A 16,294-nucleotide genomic window follows, 5' to 3' on the forward strand; every position below is an offset into this window, starting at 1 on the left:
CTGGAATAGCCGGATTCCTTTCACGAACCAATTTCATCTAATCGTTGTTTAATTTTTAAAGCGGTGTTTTTCCAAGTCCAGCTTTCTATTATCTTATTGGCAGCATGATGGCTTTTCTCTTTCGCTGTTTCCCGGTTCTCATAAACATGACGCAATTGAAAGGCAAGATGCTCAAGGTCTGGTTCGGCCCATTTGAACCCTTTATAATAGGGACACCTGGCGATTGCGGGAACCAGCTTTTTGACGTTTACAGGATAACCGGTATGAATGTTTAAAAATTCCTGCTGTGCGCTCCAATCGGTTGCAACCGAGGGGATCCCGCATGCCATGGCTTCTAATATCGGCATTCCCCAGCCTTCTCCCTTAGTCGATAGCACAAAACAATCAGCAGAACGATACAAGCTGCCCATTAAGTGGGTAGGTAATTTCTGATTGAGCAAAATCAAAACCTTGGATCCAAAGTCTTTAAACCCGAGTTTTTGAATTTCATGTTCAACGTTTACAGACGGATCATTATTGGTAATCTTACATACCAGCAGTACATCATCATTAGCAGCAAATTCTGTTAAAAATGTACGGAATAGGTCTTCCGGGGCTTTCCGTTCTCCCCATTCAAAAACGGATAGAAAGGTGAATTTATCTGAGAAACGAGTGCCCTGTATGCCAGGATTAAAATAATTAGGATCGATTCCCAACGGAACAACATGGATAGGGACGTTAACACCGCTTTCACGGAACGTTTCTGCGTTGAATTGCGAAGGGACCCATATTTCATTCATCATGTTGGACTGTCTGACCCATTCTGCAGGAAGGCCATCAACCTCAAGCATGGTGTATCCGACATTATAGCGTCCTTTATTTTTGAAGAAAACATCTCCCTGGCCGTAAATAACATCCGGAGCATGTGGATCGCGTGCTCTCCGGCTGAATAGATTTAGCCGATGATCGTCAATTTTAGAGGATTCTTCAAGAAGGATGGGCGTCCCTTTACCGTACACGAAACGGTAGCGGACTTCTACATTTTGTTCGTCAAGAGCAAGCATGATATTTCTGGAGGAGTTAGCATATCCAAAAAAAGGAAGATTGACGGTGGAATGCCAATTTACGGACTGCTGATATTGAGATTGAAGGTAATTTTTCCATTTGCGTTCGAATATTTTCTGGGAAGGCTTATAAATATTCCAGAAACTCACCTTATTTGTCTTTGTTGCTCCATTATGAATGTGTTTTAACGTTACCCTTCCATCAAGCACGACTCTCAAGCCGTTTGAAATTGCTCTTAAACAATAGTCAGTATCCTCGAAGTAGGCAAAATAGTCAGTATCCAAAAAGCCTATTTGGTCAATAGTATCCCGTTTTATATAGGCGCACGCAAATACGATTCCCTGAACATCTCTTATGGCGGAATATTGGTTAACATCCGTTTCCACTCCGCCAATTTGCTGCCCGGCGAGGTCATCCGGATAAATATAGGATCCTGCATGAAGCAATTTCCCTTCTAAATCTCCATCAGCTCCGCATAGCCTCGCTCCTGCTACCCCAATCCTTGCATCACTGTAGGCAGTTTCCTGCAGCAAATCCATCCAGTCTTCCTGTTCTAAAATCATATCGTTGTTTAAAAGCACGATATCATTGTTAGGATCACAATATTTCAGCGCTTCATTGTTGCCGGCGGTAAAACCTATATTTTTGTTATTGTAGACAGCTTTAATCCAATTAAGTGACTGCAAATATTCCACTGTGCCGTCCGTGCTTCCATTGTCAAATACAACTACCTCGACTAACTGATGCCTGATTGTTTTCCGGAGGGATTCCAAGCACTTTTTTGTATGCTCAATTCCGTTCCACGTAAGGATGATGATGGAAGTTTTTTTGTTCAAGACATAATGACTAAGGGGGTTTTTCTGATCGTGCTTCTTAATAGGAGAGGATTTAAAATCTCCAAATACTGCTTTTGGTGCTTCATCCTTATCAGGGGAAGATAGAAGCAGATTGTTTAAAGCTTCTTCTGACATGAGAATGTTCATAAAGAGTTTAAACACCGTGCCATTTCTCTTCATTTTATTCAAAAAATACAGGTGATTTTGCAGGCCGTTTTGATCAGCTTCTCTACAGAGCAGTTCCCTGTATAATTCTTTAATTAACCTGGTTTGCTCGTATTTGAATATCTTGCGCATTTTATTTGCAGCCGTTTTTCGCTGATCTTTGCCCGAGGATGTGAGGGGTTTATCATATAATATACGCGCTTCTTTACTGCTTATTATGGCAGCTAATACGTCCAATTTTGAAGCGCCGGATGAAAATTGGTTCAAATAATCATTGGCTTCCTCTTTTGAAGGCGGCCGGTTTAGCATTTCCATATAAAGAGCTGAAATAAACTGCTGATCTTCCTGAAGGAAGACTTCTCTTAAAATCTTAATAATTTCCAAAACAAATCCTCCTTTTTATTGCGAACACAGCCACTGCAGCCATTACAATTGATCGATCCAGTCTTGGTAGATATCTTGAAGGGAGTTGACTATAGGGATAGCCGGTTCCCAGCCAGTTAATTCAGTAAGCTTTGTACAGTCTCCCACAAGATGAGGTACTTCGGAAGGTCTTAGTTTTTCAGGATCTACGTTAATGGTTATTTCCTTAGAAGAAAATGAGATGAACGTATTAAGAAGTTCTTCAATCTTTACAGCCATTCCAGAACAAACATTATAAATTTCTCCTGAAAATCCCTTTAAAGCAAGCAGGTGGTATGCTCTGACTATATCCCTGACATCCGTAAAATCCCGGAAGGATGCCAGGTTTCCAACCGTGATCTTATTTGAATCCGTTTGTTCTTTGGCGATCATAGCAACTTGATAAGCAAAATCCGCAGTTACAAATCCTTTTTTTTGCCCTGCTCCGATATGATTAAACGGCCTGATATGGATAACGTCTACGCCGTACCCTTTATGGTAGTTCTGTGTGATCATACTTACCGCTGCTTTACTGGTCCCGTAAGGACTTAGAGGATTTAAAGGAGTTTTTTCACCGGTTTTATAGATTCCATCAGAAATCTTCCCGTATTCTTCAGAAGAACCGATGGTGAGGACTCTTACATGATTTTTATACTTCTTTACGGCTTCAAGTACGTTAATCGTGCCAATCGTATTGGTCTCCAATGTTTCTGAGATGTTTGACCATGACTCTTTCACATTGCTCAGACCTGCTAAATGAAAAATATGAGTTGGCTTTATCTTATTTAATAAACGAAGGATGTGATCTTGATTCTTCAAATTTAATTGATAGATCTCCTTACAGGAACTTTGCCTTCTAGTGGTTCCATAAACTTCAGCACCTTCAGCTTTCAGCTGATGCTGTAAATAAGGGCCGACAAAGCCGTTAATTCCTGTAATTAACGCTCTCATATTTTTGATTGAACCTTTTCAATATCATGATCCACCATCATTTTCACCAATTCGTTAAAAGAAACTTCAGGGCTCCACTGCAATTGTTTTTTAGCTTTTTCAGGGCTGCCTAGTAATAGATCGACCTCAGCAGGGCGCATGAATTTTTCGTCCTGAATCACGTAATCTTTCCAGTTTAGACCTGCATGTTCAAACGCGATCTCTACGAATTCTTTTACAGTATGGGTTTCTCCTGTAGCAATGACAAAATCCTCCGGTTTTTCCTGCTGAAGCATGAGCCACATCGCCTTTACATAATCCCCTGCATAACCCCAGTCGCGCTTTGCCTCCAGGTTTCCCAGGCGCAGCTCCTTTTGCCTGCCGAGTTTAATATTAGCTGCGGCGTCTGTAATTTTCCTCGTGACAAATTCCAGTCCTCTTCTTGGAGACTCATGGTTAAACAAAATTCCTGAGCATGTATACATCCCATAGCTTTCCCGATAGTTGACAGTAATCCAGTGCCCGTATAGTTTGGAGACACCATAGGGACTTCGCGGGTAAAATGGAGTTTTTTCTGTTTGGGGAGTTTCTAAAACCCTCCCAAACATTTCACTGCTTGAAGCTTGATAAAAACGGGCGTCCGGTTTTACTGTCCTTACAGCCTCAAGCATATTGGTTACCCCTAATGCTGTGACCTGGCCGGTATAAAGGGGGTGTGTCCATGAGTCCCCTACAAAGGATTGGGCAGCCAGGTGATATACTTCATCAGGGTTTGAGATGTCTACCGCATGGATCAGTGAGGCCAAATCCAGTAAATCACCTGGAATTAATTCTATATCGTCAATCAAATGGCTAATGTTCTGAAAGTTAGGGGTAGCCGTTCTTCTTTTTAGTCCGAAGACTTTATACCCTTTTTTTAACAGTAATTCAGCGAGGTAAGATCCATCTTGACCGGTGATCCCGGTAATCAATGCTCTTTTCACATGACCATCTCCAATTATTTCTTTAGGCTCCTTACGCTTCCCGATTTGAAATTTCCTGAAGGATCCCTTTAAGGTCTTTTTCGTAAGATTTGTGGCAGATTAATAGCCCGTGAGGAGTAGAGGCTATGATCAAATCCTCTACTCCTATAACGACTGTTTTACGATCTTCAGATTTAATAATGCAATTTTTTGATTCTGATATAGAAATATTGCCAATTAGCAGATTATCATCGCCGCTTTTTTTGTGGAGCCGATCCCATGCGCCCCAGCTGCCAATATCATCCCAAAGCATATTGACCGGAATCGTGTAGATCGTTTCTGCTTTTTCCAAAATGGCATAGTCCACTGAAATTTTTGGGAAAAGGGAATACTGGTCCCTTGTGATTTTTTGGGATTCTGTTGCCATTTTCCAAAGCTCCGGCTGAAGCTTTTCCATATAAAAAGCAATCGTTGAAGGTTTCCATATAAACACTCCGCCATTCCAATATACGTTCTCCTTGGAAATTAGTGATTGCGCCTTTTTTTTATCTGGTTTTTCGATAAAAGCTTCCACAGGTAGAACATTGTTTTTAGGGCCTTCACTTTTTGCTTGAATGTAGCCATAGCCTGTTTCCGGCCGTGTCGGTGTAATCCCTATTGTTACAATCGAGTGATCTGCTTCAGCTATTTCTTCGCCTAATTCAAATATTTCAAAAAGCTGGGCATCTTCAGGAATGAAGTGGTCTGAAGGCACTGCTGCAAACACTTCATCATCTTCTTCTTCTAAAAATTTTAGTGCGGTTAAAGCCATGCATGGTCCGGTGTCCCTTTGTTCAGGTTCTATGATTATTTGTTCGTCATGCATGAAACGGATTTGTTCTTTTACGAGCGGAACAAACTCTTCTGATGTAACAATAAAAATCTTTTCAGGCGCAAGCCATTTTTGAAATCTGCTGTAAGTTTGCTGCAGCATCGTTTCTTCCGTTACTAAAGGTAAGAATTGTTTAGGTCTTTTCTTTGTGCTCCATGGCCAAAATCGTGTCCCTTTTCCTCCTGCCATTATTACGACCTTCATGTATACAGCACCTCAGAATTCTTTTAGTAGTCAAACAAGTAGCTGTTTTATGATATGTGCTTATATACTGGTTCGCTTGTTGCAATAATCTATTTTTCATGGTTTTCGTTTATTTTGAAGGTGTATTCCTAGTATAATTTAAGTTCCTTAAGTCGGTTCTTATAGATATTTCCTATGGTTTGGGGAGATAATTTGCTTTCTGCAGTTTTTTTTCCAAGTCTACCAATCTGTATCGCAAAATTGTTATTCTCCACTACTTTTCTCATCCGTTCAGCGGCTTGCTCCGTATCAGGTTCAGCCCACATTTGGTCAGTGGTATAGGGACCGAAGTTTTCTTCTACTTTCTTTAAGGTGTAGCCAACTAATAACGAGTTGCCAGGATCCATAAACTCCAGATTCCCGGACCAATTCGTAGCGATGACTGGTTTCCCGAGGAACATCGACTCAGCCAGGGGTAATCCAAAACCTTCGGAACGATGAAGCGAGATGTAACAATCAGCTGCATTCATAAGCCCATATACTTCCTGGCGGCAGAGATCTTTTTCTATAAGGAAAATGTTGGGCCACCCTGCGATTGTTTGTTTTACTTTTTCCATTTCTACGGGGTGAAAAGATGCGTTGTTAACTTTGATGACTAAACCCGCATCTTGATTTTCCTTTGTAAAGGCTTGTTTAAATGCTTTAATCACGGAGTATGGATTTTTTCTTGCTGCAGTACTGAAAAGATCGAACATGGTTAAAAAAAGAAAACGGCTTTCGGGCAATTGAAAAATGCTGCGGTCACGGTCTGCGGGGATATCAAAAGAAACGGCATGGGGAATAATCCGTACAGGTTTACCGGTTTTGCTTGACACTGAGTGGTGGGTGAAGCTTGAGGGGACCCATATCTCATCAACTAATTCAAAGCATTTTACCCAGTGATCCGGGAATTCAGGCAATTCCCAATGCCAGTATCCAATGTTATACCGGTTACTGAGCCAGCCGGTTTTAATTTTCTTTTTCCGGATTTGAATATACATTTGATCGGCATTAAGAAAAAAAATATTCGTTCTGTAAATTGGATTTTGTCCTTCTTTATGCTGCCAGCTAAGGTCCCCTTCCCTAGAGGAATGGAAGGGAAAGTTGATCAGCTGAAAAGGGACTCCTGCCGCCTGCAAAGCTTTAGCTGCTGAACGGCAGGCTTCCCCTAAACCGGATTCTGCTCTGGTATACCCGATTAGATTTACTCCATTTTTCATACGCCACCTCTGAACATTCCTTATCGGTTTTCTGTTTCCCAGTTAAACGCTATGCCGGGGTCGTTCCAGGGAATTCTCTTTTCATCCGGAGATTCAGCCTTGTATGATTCGGTTGTGAAATAGATGATGGAAACAGGCTTCTCCCCAAGCACCCGGTAACCGTGTGCTACCCCTTTAGGAATCAAAAGCATCATGGGATTTTCTTCTCCCATGTAATACACATCTGTTTCTCCTTTTGTAGAAGCATGTTCTCTCATATCGTATAAAACAACCTGGGCGTTTCCCGAAGGAAAGAACCAAAGGTCATCCTGTTTTTCATGATAGTGAAAGGCTTTAATGACACCTGGATAGCTCATGGACCAGGATGCCTGCCCAAACTTTGACATTAAATCCGGTTCATCATCACGGATGAGTTCTGCAAAGAAACCCCGATCGTCACAGTGCTTTTTTAACTTTTTCACTTTTACACCTTCAATCATTGGGTAAGCTCCTTTCTGATAAATTCCTTTAATGCCTTTCTCCATGGGCGGATCGGTCCCGCTCCCGCCCGATTCATCGCTGTATGAGCCAGAACGGAATAATGTGGTCTGGGAGCTTTGGAACCATACTCTTCTGTAGTCGTTGGCAATACGAGATTAGGGTTGAAACCCGCTTCTTCGAAAATTGTTCGGGCAAATTCATACCAGGTGCATGACCCGGAATTGCTCACATGGTAAATGCCTTGTTTTTTTGAGAAAAGTTGGATGATCGTGTCAGACAGGTCACCTGTGTAGGTTGGTGATCCAATTTGGTCATCAATCACTTTGATTTCTTTATTCTTCCCTGCAAGGAAGAGCATCGTTTTGACAAAGTTTTTCCCATCATGTCCATACAGCCAGGAGGTGCGGACAATCGTTCCTCCCGCATATCGGAGAACGAGCTGCTCACCCAGCCGTTTGCTTATTCCGTAAACTGAAACTGGGTCGGGTGTATCCGTCTCCTCATAGGGCGTATGCTTCGTTCCATTAAAGACATAATCAGAGCTGATATAGAACATTTTTGAATTTGCATTTTCAGCAGCCAAGGCAACATTCCCTGCTCCGATGCCGTTTACTTCCAATGCTTTTTTTACCTCTGTTTCACATAGGTCGACCGCTGTATAGGCTGCAGCATGAATGATGATTTCCGGTTGGATTCTAGAAATCGTGCGATTCACTTCTGTCTGATTCGTAATGTCCAGCTCGTTTTTTGCAAGGCTGTATACCGTATGATTGGGATTTAGTTTTCTTGCCAATTCTTTTCCTAATTGTCCGCCGGCACCGGTAATCACTATCTTCAAGGTTTCACCGTCCTTCAAAATCGTTTTGAACATACCAGTCAATCGTTCTTTTTAACCCATCATCAAAAGAGAGATTTTGTTTCCAGCCCAGCTCCTTCATGGCTTTAGACGAGTTCATCGCATACCTTCGATCATGCCCTTTACGGTCTGTCACTTTGCGGATCAATGCTGTGTCTTTCCCTAAGTGGTGAAGGATGTTCAGGATCACATCCATATTTGTCTTTTCTTCAGATCCTCCAAAATTATAGATTTCACCTGGAGCTCCTTTTTCAAGTGCTGCAAGCACCGCGCGGCAATGATCTTCCACATAAATCCAATCCCGTACATTCAATCCGTCGCCATATAAAGGAATTTCTTTATTGCGCAATGCATTAAAAATGACTTTAGGAATTAATTTTTCCGTATGCTGCCTGGGTCCATAATTATTGCTGCAGCGCGTGATAATTAGCGGAAGCTGATGCGTTTGGAAAAAGGATCTTACCAATAAATCAGCACTCGCTTTACTTGCAGAGTAAGGATTGTTAGGAGCGAGAGGGGTCTTTTCCGTGAAGGGAGGATCGGATGGTTCAAGCGACCCGTATACTTCATCGGTTGAGACTTGAATCATTTTCCTGGCTTTTCCTTTTAAAACAGCTTGCAGTAGATTAAATGTGCCATTAATATTTGTGCGGATAAATGGTGCCGCATCGACAATGCTTCTGTCTACATGGGATTCAGCTGCAAAGTTGATAATGGCATCATATTCATGGTCCAAAACAGGGATTAGTTCCCGGCTGTCCCCAATATCGCATTTGATAAAACGATAGCGGTTCGTTTTTGAAAAAAGTTCGGTTTTTCCATTCATCCCTGCATAGGTTAATGAATCAATATTTGTAATGCGGTAATTCGTGTTTTTTAAAAGATAGGAGATGAAGTTGGACCCGATAAAGCCTGCTCCTCCAGTTACTAATAGATGTTTAGTCAAAAGGAACTCTCCTTTGAAAAACCTTCGTATACATACTGAGTTGCTTTAAACAGTGATTCATGGGTTCCTGCGTCAATCCACCACCCGCTAAGGATGTCAAATTGAAGCTCATTGCTTTGAATGTAGAGGTTGTTCACATCCGTAATTTCTAATTCATTTCGTTCAGAAGGCTGTATTTTTTTGATAAAGCGGAAAACTTCCTGATCGTACATATATATGCCGGTAACACAAAAAGAAGATGCAGGGTGAACGGGTTTTTCCCGAATTTTACGAATTCTGTTTGCTGCATGATCCAGCTCTGGAACACCATAGCGGCCCGGATCCTCCACTTGTTTTAAAAGGACTCTGGCACCGGTCTTTTGTGAATGGAAGGCATGAACATAAGAGGCCAATGAATCTTCGAAAATATTATCACCAAGCAGCACCACAAATTTATCTTCACCAATAAATTCCTTTGCACCTAAAAGAGCGTCAGCAATTCCTCCGCCTTCTGTCTTTTGAATTTGATATACAAGGTTCACAGACATTGCTTCACCCAATCCTAAAAGCTCGATAAAGGAACTTAGATGATGCTGATTCGTGACAATCATAATATCGCAGATTCCTGCATCCCTTAGTTTAGAAATCGGCCAATAGATCATAGGATCGCTGCCTACGGGCAATAGGTGTTTATTGATAATCTTGGTTAATGGACGTAGCCTGGATCCTGTACCGCCGGCAAGAATAACTCCTTTCACACTATCAATCTCCCTGTACGTTTATTTTTAATCCGATAAATGAAGGAAAAATTGGGTTATAGTCAGAAAAAAGAAGGGTTTCCCCTTCTTTTTCAAGATATTCTCTTCATGATCCGGTATTAACCGATGATATTAGGGAATGTCAAGCAGTCCTGAACAACCAAGTCTTCGTCTGGAACAAATGCTACACCGGCACCAGCGAATGTGATTAAAGGTGCTGCAGCCAAGTCAGTCAGTACGAAAGCATAAGAATCAAGAAGCGCAGCATTTTCAACCAATGTCATTGTAAACAACACTGGACGGTCCGCTACACCAGGGTCTGCAAATGCTACAGTACCTGAACCGGTAACCACCATCGTTGTTGCTACTCCTGGAATGGTTGTGCAAGTAGGCATACCGATTTCAGTAGCCGTAAATGTGAAGCTTTGATCCGCAGTTCCTGTAGGAACTAGAAGGTCTTCTACGATCCATTCAATTGTGCTTCCAGTCAAGTTACAGTTGTCACAAATTTCTGCGTTCAATTCAGTTGTAAAGCTTCCTGCATCCAAATCAGTCGGGAAAAGGATAGCAGAGAACGTAATGGCAACTCCCGGAGGTGAAAGCGGATCTGTGTCAACAAACGCCTGGCAGTCACAGTTGTCGCGCGGGAAGAAGTCGCATTGAGCAGGGAATTCAAACTCAGGGCAGACGGCACTTGGCGGGATTACGATATCATTTGGACGCGGGAAGCAGAACTTAGCCAATACTTCCAGTTTTACATCTGCTTCAACTTGAATTTCGAAGCAAATATCAAGCATAACTTGAAGGCCAAGATCAGGCACACCCGTTTCGATGAAATTCGTGTCGCAGCTTAGAGCAATGATGCGGCAAAATACGTTGTCGCTTGTGAACGGCTCTGGAGCACAAACAACAAGGCGGCGAGATTCGCTGATTGTTGGGCGGAATGAGCAAAGAAGTGTTCCTTCGCTGTCAAAAATGTTGATCAATGGTCTGATTGTAAAAATAACTTTTACAATGGCAAGCTCCTGCCCATTGATGACTCTTCTTTCGATTCTTGAAGAAACCGTACACAATGCGTTAGGATCCTGTGGCTGATCAAGCGGGAAGAAACCGCCTACATCCGGAACCTCACATGTTACATCAAGCGGAGTTCTGCCAGCTGCTACTGCTGCAGCAACAGCTGCTTCACAATCCTCTGACAAGGCAATGCCTGTATCAGTGGAGATTGCGTCAAATACCCAGTCATAAACCTTTGGTACGCGGATACATTCTTCTTGCACGTTGTTAGGAGTCAATTGAGACCCCCTAATAGGTTTTAACAAAAGGATCTTCCTTTCTAAATAAGTTGTGTTTTCTCTCCATACTATGGATAGATTTTTAAAATGGTTCTGAAGCAAATGCCTGTTTTGGATAACCTTGCATAAATTGGTGATAAGACCATATAGATAGGAAGTAGCCTATAAGTAAGCAAAGAGGGGACTGTTCTATGAATATTTCCGTTTTTTTTGACCGCGAATTTCATATGAAAATTCCATATGATTCATTGGTGGGCTTTCGGCTGTTCTGCGAAAAGCAAGGTCTCTATTCAAGCTATAATATGTCAGAGCAACGAATGGATTTGTACTCAAGCCTGCATCAGGAACGTGTCTGCATCTTTTCTGAGAATAAAGGGAAGGCAAGCCAAGACTTTGTTCAGGAAATTCTCCGCTTGTTAGCTGCAGGCGGTTTGTCTTCCTTAACAGATCAAGGAAAAGCTGCAAATTCTGTGCCGGGTCTTTCCATCCTGCTGGATGTAACGGAAGGCATGCATGGGCATTCTCCTTCCATTCTGATTGAGCATCAGCCATTGGTCGATGAGCGGCTGCGGAACATGCTGATGAGTGAACTGAATGAAAACAAAATGGCCTTTCAGCTTAAAGAAGTACCAGCCGTTCCAACTGCCTCAGGACGCCTGATCCGAATCAAATGCCGTCTCCCTCAGCTAACGGAAACTTCCTCCGTTTATGAACAGGTCAAACTGATTCTGGCAAGGGCCATCATGCGTTATCTACACCGGTACCATCAAGAGAAGCCGTTCGCGTATCTTCCGGCTGACAAACAAAAGGCTATGCTGAAACGGTTATGGAGCAGCTCCGAATCGGTTCCATCCCGGGAAACGGAGGAAGCAGGGGAAGCTTCATCCGCTGAAATAAAAGAAGCTGACAGCCAAAAGACCATTCAGGCTGTAAAGAGAGAAGCGAAGGCTGAAATCTTTTTTGATTATACGGTGCTTCCACCTCAAAAGGATTCAGAAGGAGAAGGGTTTTTAATCAATGGAAATTTATATATGAAGAATACCGGTAATGAAATCCTCCATAGCCCTGTCATTTGCATTAAAGTCCCTGCTGGACAAGGCGTTTCGCTCCAAGGGCAGATTATTCCTCCAAGAATGGTTTCAGGTATGGCTACAATCGGCAGCAGCGGGGAAAAAGGGTGGCGATATGTGTATGAGGATTGGAGAGAGAGGGTTAAATCAAAGGGTGAATACTGGATTACATCCATCCAGGCGCTGCAAATCAACCCTGGTGAGACGGCTGTTTTTCCTGCCTATAAAATCACCATTGACTATGCAGAGGAAAGAAACGCGATAGCAATCGGGGGATTTGTTTATTTTAATGAAGGAAAACATGTATTCAGTTCTAATAACAGCATTTCGTTTTCATTTTAATACCTGTGTTCATCACGGGTATTTTTATTTTCTTCTGCAGCGGAACACCACTCTTTTCCTGCACATATATATAGATTGTGTATGAGCCTATGTGAAAAGGAGGAGGCGCTCTATGGACAGAAGGCATGCGGTGAAGGAGGAGCTCCAGGAATTGCTGACTCTACAGCAGAAAAACATTCGTCTTAAGGCTGAATTAAATAAGTACATGGCAGTAGTGGACGAATATCAGAAGAATGGTCATAATCACAAGGTAAAGACGCTGAAGCTGGAAAATGCAGATCTGATGAAAAACCTTCAGCAGAAGGAAAATGAGCTGAATGAAATGAAGGCTGAGCTTAATGAATACGCTGGAAAAGCAGAGGCCTTTTCAGTCCAGGAACAATATTACTTAGAAACCATCCAGCTATTAAGTGAAAAAAATCAGGAAATGAAGAACGTGAAACATGATATCGAATCAAAGCAAACAGAGATTGACAGCTTAAGGGACCACATCATGACTCTTCAAAACGATTATGATGTTAAAAATAAAGAATGCATTGAATTGAAGCAGCAGCTGAGCGAGAAGATGGAAGGCGAAGAGAAAAGCACTCAAACCATTCACTCTCTCAACCATCAAATTATAGAACTCAACTCCGTTTTAGAAAATCTTCAATCAGGGAATGAAGAGCTGAAGGAAAAATATGAGATGGTTCGAAAAACAGCTGATTCTGTCCCGCAGCTGGAAACGATCGTCAGCTCGCTTCATCAGGAATTGGGCGAGATGGATCGTCAGCATAGAGAAATGCAGGACTCCATTAGTGACTTGCAGCAAAAAAATAAGCTGCTGGAGGCTGAAAAAAGACGGCTATTAAAGGAGAAATCATCCATGCAGGCTGTTCAATCAGAGCTGCAGAAAAAAATATACCAGCTGATGATAGACATTCGTTCTTTCTACTCGAAGGAGCGCATTGCTTCTCACATGCCAAATCGGAAGCTCATCCAAACATCAATGGCCCAAAAAAAGAAAATCCAGCACTTGCAATCCCGGGTATCGGAATATGGAAAGCAAATTACAGCAGGCATAGATATGATTCATCAATTAGAAAGGCAAATCAGCCAGCTAACTGCAGACATGCAGCTGCCGGACGGGGAAAATCCGGACACTTCACCGAACAAAAAGTTCCGATAATGCATATAAAAAAAAAACGACAGCCCCCTCTCTATTTTGACAGCCTCCATTTTGGACAAGCATTTTCAAAAGTATTATTTATTGACGGCATGCCTGGCTATCCGGTATTATTTTCTTATAGCCGAAGAGTTAAGGCTGTGCTCATTAAGAGCTTATATACTCCAAAGGGGAGTAGCTTACAGCTGCGTCGACAATACGTGATGATTCATCACCGGCTCAGTTGGCAACTGTATGTTGTTTGCGGGACCTTTGCCATTTTTGGTGAAGGAAAAAGTATGGAATTCAACCCTTCACCGGATCAGGTGAAGGTTTTTTTGTATAAGCTCTGTTAAACTTGGCTGTTGATTTCCGCTGCAGGCGTTCCCTTTCCGCAGGGTCTCACCTGTACTGCTGCTCTTAGCTCGGAGTCTCACGCCTTCCGTCCAATCAACAGGTGTGAAAAATCAATACCATGCTTTAACAAAGCCATTGTATAAAAAAGGAGGCTTCCTGCAATCTGATATTATGCAGACTGCGCTGCACAACCCAATTTAATAAACTAAAGGAGAAGCCGAAATATAATTGGAAGGTAACCTGCAAAAGAAAATCCTTTTACTTGTGACCATAAAACTATATGCCGTCACGATTTTAACGCTTGAAGTTTATCATCCGCCGAGAAGCCTTTTCCTGCAATTACAGCAGAGCCCGGCAGAACAGCTGCGTGCTCCGCTTCCACATAGATGACATTTGTAGAATGGATTGCTAAAAAAGAAAGAAACTAAACAATAGGATTCGTAAAGGAGGAAGCACAATGGACGCTGGAATATTGCTGGAATATGGGTGGGTCCTGTTAATATTAATTGGGCTGGAAGGAATTCTTGCTGCGGATAATGCCCTGGTTATTGCCACCATGGTTAAGCACCTGCCTGAAGAGAAAAGGAAAAAAGCTTTATTTTACGGGCTTGCAGGAGCATTTGTATTCCGATTCGGCTCACTGTTTATCATCTCATATCTGGTGGATATCTGGCAGGTTCAGGCAATTGGAGCCCTTTATCTGTTCGGGATCGCCATTTACCATATTTTGAAGAAGCACGTATTGAAGCCAAAGGTGAAAGCCGAAAAGCCGAAGAACGAAGGCTCCGGGTTCTGGATGACCGTCCTTAAGGTAGAGGTAGCCGATATTGCGTTTGCTGTTGATGCCATCCTTGCAGCGGTTGCCCTCGCTGTTACTTTACCTGAAACAAATCTTCCGGAAATCGGAGGATTGGACGGCGGACACTTTGCTGTGATTCTTACAGGGGGAATCATCGGGCTTGTCATTATGCGATTTGCCGCCAGCTACTTCGTTGTATTGCTCGAACGGAGACCGGGCCTTGAAACGGCAGCCTTCGCCATTGTAGCCTGGGTTGGGGTAAAGCTTGCCGTTTATGCCCTTTCTCACCCGGAACTTGCCATTATTTCTGAAGGATTCGGGAAAAGCCTGACCTGGAAAGTCATTTTCTGGTCTGTCCTCCTGGTCATTGCCGTAGCGGGCTGGTTTTTGTCAAAAGAGCAGCCTAAAAGCGAAGCTGCTAATGGGAAATAACGATAAATAACGTGCGGTTTCCCGCACGTTATTTTTTTCCCGCTCCTGCTGACCTAAATTTGTAAAGGATTCTCACAGTTTGAATGGGGGGGTCCTGCTGTGAGGCAAATAAACAAGGACAAGAACTAGAATTGGGCAAAAATATAAACGGTTTTAAGAGACAGGAGTTTTTCTTTATCATTTCAATACAGGCGGAACCTCGCCGGCAGGAGATCGGCCCAGTTCCTGCCCAGTTCCTTACTCGGGTGCTTCCAAAAGCGTTTGATCAACCTCTTTCCGGTAAGGCATCCCGCCCTGGGCACCAATTTTTGTTACGGAAATAGAGGCTGCTCGGTTGGCGAACCGAATGCTTTCGGCCAAGTTTTTTCCCTCTGAGCAAGCAACAGCAAAGGCTGCGTTAAAGGTATCTCCAGCTCCTGTCGTATCCAGGGCTTCCACAGGAAAGGGCGGGATTGATCGAATTTCCTTGCCATCATGATACCGGACTCCGTTTTTCCCTTCGGTAATGATAAGCTTATTCGGGTTCGCTTCAAGAGCCCGCTCCAGCGGCATACCTTTAAACAAGAGCGTCGCTTCCGTTTCATTCGGCGTAATATACGCTGCACGGTCCAGGACCTTGCCCGCTGCCGTCCGTGCCGGTGCAGGATTTAAAAGCAGCGGCACCCCGTGCTTCTGGCAGAGCCTGCTTACATGTTCAACGGTTTCTTCCGGAATTTCCTGCTGAATAAGGACCATTTTGGCTTCTTTTAAAACAGGCAGTGCTTCATCTGCAATAGAGGGAGTAACGAGCTTATTCGCTCCCTGCACGACCACAATGCTGTTATCTCCTTCAGCTAAAATAATATGGGCGGTTCCGCTCGCTGTTTCAGGGAGTGTTTTCACGTAATCCGTCTTTACGCCATTTTCCTTCAAGTTGTTCAAAATGGCTTCCCCATAAGAATCATCTCCCACGCAGCCGGCCATAAAGACATCAGCCCCAAGCCTTGCAGCTGCAACCGCCTGGTTCGCTCCCTTGCCTCCGGGTACCATAATGAACGATTCTCCAAGCACGGTTTCTCCGTTTTGCGGCCTTCTCGGTGAGGTAACGACAAGATCAATAGATGCACTTCCGATAACCAGGATTTTTTCCAACCTTTTCACTCCTGTCTTCTTTCTATACTTTTATGTATCACCAGTTCCAATTA

General features: G+C 43.0%; 14 protein-coding genes. 3 read left to right on the forward strand and 11 right to left on the reverse strand.

Annotated elements, in window-relative coordinates; all coding sequences use genetic code 11:
• Positions 1-20: 20 nt before the first annotated feature.
• From ACQCV8_RS16540 to ACQCV8_RS16585, 10 genes are all read right to left on the reverse strand, one after another.
• Positions 21-2,429 carry a DUF4214 domain-containing protein gene (locus ACQCV8_RS16540; protein WP_426846281.1) on the reverse strand — a complete coding sequence of 803 codons (2,409 nt, stop codon included), beginning with the start codon at positions 2,427-2,429 and terminating at the stop codon, positions 21-23.
• A gap of 42 nt (positions 2,430-2,471) precedes the next feature.
• Positions 2,472-3,398 (reverse strand): GDP-mannose 4,6-dehydratase, encoded by a 927-nt coding sequence (locus tag ACQCV8_RS16545; protein ID WP_426846283.1) that lies wholly within the window; start codon positions 3,396-3,398, stop codon positions 2,472-2,474.
• On the reverse strand, positions 3,395-4,360 hold the full coding sequence (gmd, locus tag ACQCV8_RS16550; protein WP_426846285.1) for a GDP-mannose 4,6-dehydratase: 966 nt from the start codon (positions 4,358-4,360) through the stop codon (positions 3,395-3,397). The genes ACQCV8_RS16545 and gmd overlap by 4 nt, the downstream gene beginning before the upstream one ends.
• Positions 4,361-4,391: 31 nt before the next feature.
• Positions 4,392-5,414, reverse strand: coding sequence for a mannose-1-phosphate guanylyltransferase (locus tag ACQCV8_RS16555; protein WP_426846287.1), 1,023 nt, complete (start codon positions 5,412-5,414; stop codon positions 4,392-4,394).
• 128 nt (positions 5,415-5,542) lie between these two features.
• Positions 5,543-6,433, reverse strand: coding sequence for a glycosyltransferase family 4 protein (locus ACQCV8_RS16560; RefSeq protein ID WP_426846289.1), 891 nt, complete (start codon positions 6,431-6,433; stop codon positions 5,543-5,545).
• Positions 6,434-6,672: 239 nt separating this feature from the next.
• Entirely contained in the window at positions 6,673-7,131 is a 459-nt protein-coding gene (locus ACQCV8_RS16565) for a dTDP-4-dehydrorhamnose 3,5-epimerase family protein (RefSeq protein ID WP_426846291.1), read from the reverse strand.
• Positions 7,128-8,003: a dTDP-4-dehydrorhamnose reductase gene (rfbD, locus tag ACQCV8_RS16570; protein WP_426846293.1), complete on the reverse strand. Its 876-nt coding sequence runs from the start codon at positions 8,001-8,003 to the stop codon at positions 7,128-7,130. Before rfbD ends, ACQCV8_RS16565 begins: the two co-directional genes overlap by 4 nt.
• Positions 7,975-8,934 carry a dTDP-glucose 4,6-dehydratase gene (gene rfbB / locus ACQCV8_RS16575; RefSeq protein WP_426846295.1) on the reverse strand — a complete coding sequence of 320 codons (960 nt, stop codon included), beginning with the start codon at positions 8,932-8,934 and terminating at the stop codon, positions 7,975-7,977. Before rfbB ends, rfbD begins: the two co-directional genes overlap by 29 nt.
• Positions 8,931-9,671, reverse strand: a complete 741-nt coding sequence (locus tag ACQCV8_RS16580) for a sugar phosphate nucleotidyltransferase (protein WP_426846297.1) — start codon at positions 9,669-9,671, stop codon at positions 8,931-8,933. Before ACQCV8_RS16580 ends, rfbB begins: the two co-directional genes overlap by 4 nt.
• 119 nt (positions 9,672-9,790) lie before the next feature.
• Positions 9,791-10,966, reverse strand: coding sequence for a hypothetical protein (locus ACQCV8_RS16585; RefSeq protein ID WP_426846299.1), 1,176 nt, complete (start codon positions 10,964-10,966; stop codon positions 9,791-9,793).
• A 191-nt stretch (positions 10,967-11,157) separates the two neighbouring features.
• Here ACQCV8_RS16585 and ACQCV8_RS16590 point away from each other — a divergent pair, with 191 nt between their 5' ends.
• From ACQCV8_RS16590 to ACQCV8_RS16600, 3 genes are all read left to right on the forward strand, one after another.
• Positions 11,158-12,378, forward strand: coding sequence for a hypothetical protein (locus ACQCV8_RS16590; RefSeq protein ID WP_426846300.1), 1,221 nt, complete (start codon positions 11,158-11,160; stop codon positions 12,376-12,378).
• 112 nt (positions 12,379-12,490) lie between these two features.
• On the forward strand, positions 12,491-13,546 hold the full coding sequence (locus ACQCV8_RS16595; protein ID WP_426846302.1) for a hypothetical protein: 1,056 nt from the start codon (positions 12,491-12,493) through the stop codon (positions 13,544-13,546).
• Between the two features lie 790 nt (positions 13,547-14,336).
• On the forward strand, positions 14,337-15,110 hold the full coding sequence (locus ACQCV8_RS16600; protein ID WP_426846304.1) for a TerC family protein: 774 nt from the start codon (positions 14,337-14,339) through the stop codon (positions 15,108-15,110).
• A 237-nt stretch (positions 15,111-15,347) separates the two neighbouring features.
• Here ACQCV8_RS16600 and rbsK read toward each other — a convergent pair whose 3' ends face one another.
• Positions 15,348-16,241 carry a ribokinase gene (rbsK, locus tag ACQCV8_RS16605; RefSeq protein WP_426846306.1) on the reverse strand — a complete coding sequence of 298 codons (894 nt, stop codon included), beginning with the start codon at positions 16,239-16,241 and terminating at the stop codon, positions 15,348-15,350.
• Positions 16,242-16,294: the final 53 nt, after the last annotated feature.

Source organism: Metabacillus sp. 84, from assembly GCF_050107715.1.
GTDB lineage: Bacteria > Bacillota > Bacilli > Bacillales > Bacillaceae > Metabacillus_B.

Excerpts from the sequence above, each read along its gene's own strand:
- ACQCV8_RS16545 (WP_426846283.1), bottom strand. The coding sequence starts at position 3,398 with ATGAGAGCGTTAATTACAGGAATTAACGGCTTTGTCGGCCCTTATTTA.
- ACQCV8_RS16555 (WP_426846287.1), bottom strand. The coding sequence starts at position 5,414 with ATGAAGGTCGTAATAATGGCAGGAGGAAAAGGGACACGATTTTGGCCA.
- ACQCV8_RS16560 (WP_426846289.1), bottom strand. The coding sequence starts at position 6,433 with ATGTATATTCAAATCCGGAAAAAGAAAATTAAAACCGGCTGGCTCAGT.
- ACQCV8_RS16565 (WP_426846291.1), bottom strand. The coding sequence starts at position 7,131 with ATGATTGAAGGTGTAAAAGTGAAAAAGTTAAAAAAGCACTGTGACGAT.
- rfbD (WP_426846293.1), bottom strand. The coding sequence starts at position 8,003 with ATGTTCAAAACGATTTTGAAGGACGGTGAAACCTTGAAGATAGTGATT.
- ACQCV8_RS16590 (WP_426846300.1), top strand. The coding sequence starts at position 11,158 with ATGAATATTTCCGTTTTTTTTGACCGCGAATTTCATATGAAAATTCCA.
- ACQCV8_RS16595 (WP_426846302.1), top strand. The coding sequence starts at position 12,491 with ATGGACAGAAGGCATGCGGTGAAGGAGGAGCTCCAGGAATTGCTGACT.
- ACQCV8_RS16600 (WP_426846304.1), top strand. The coding sequence starts at position 14,337 with ATGGACGCTGGAATATTGCTGGAATATGGGTGGGTCCTGTTAATATTA.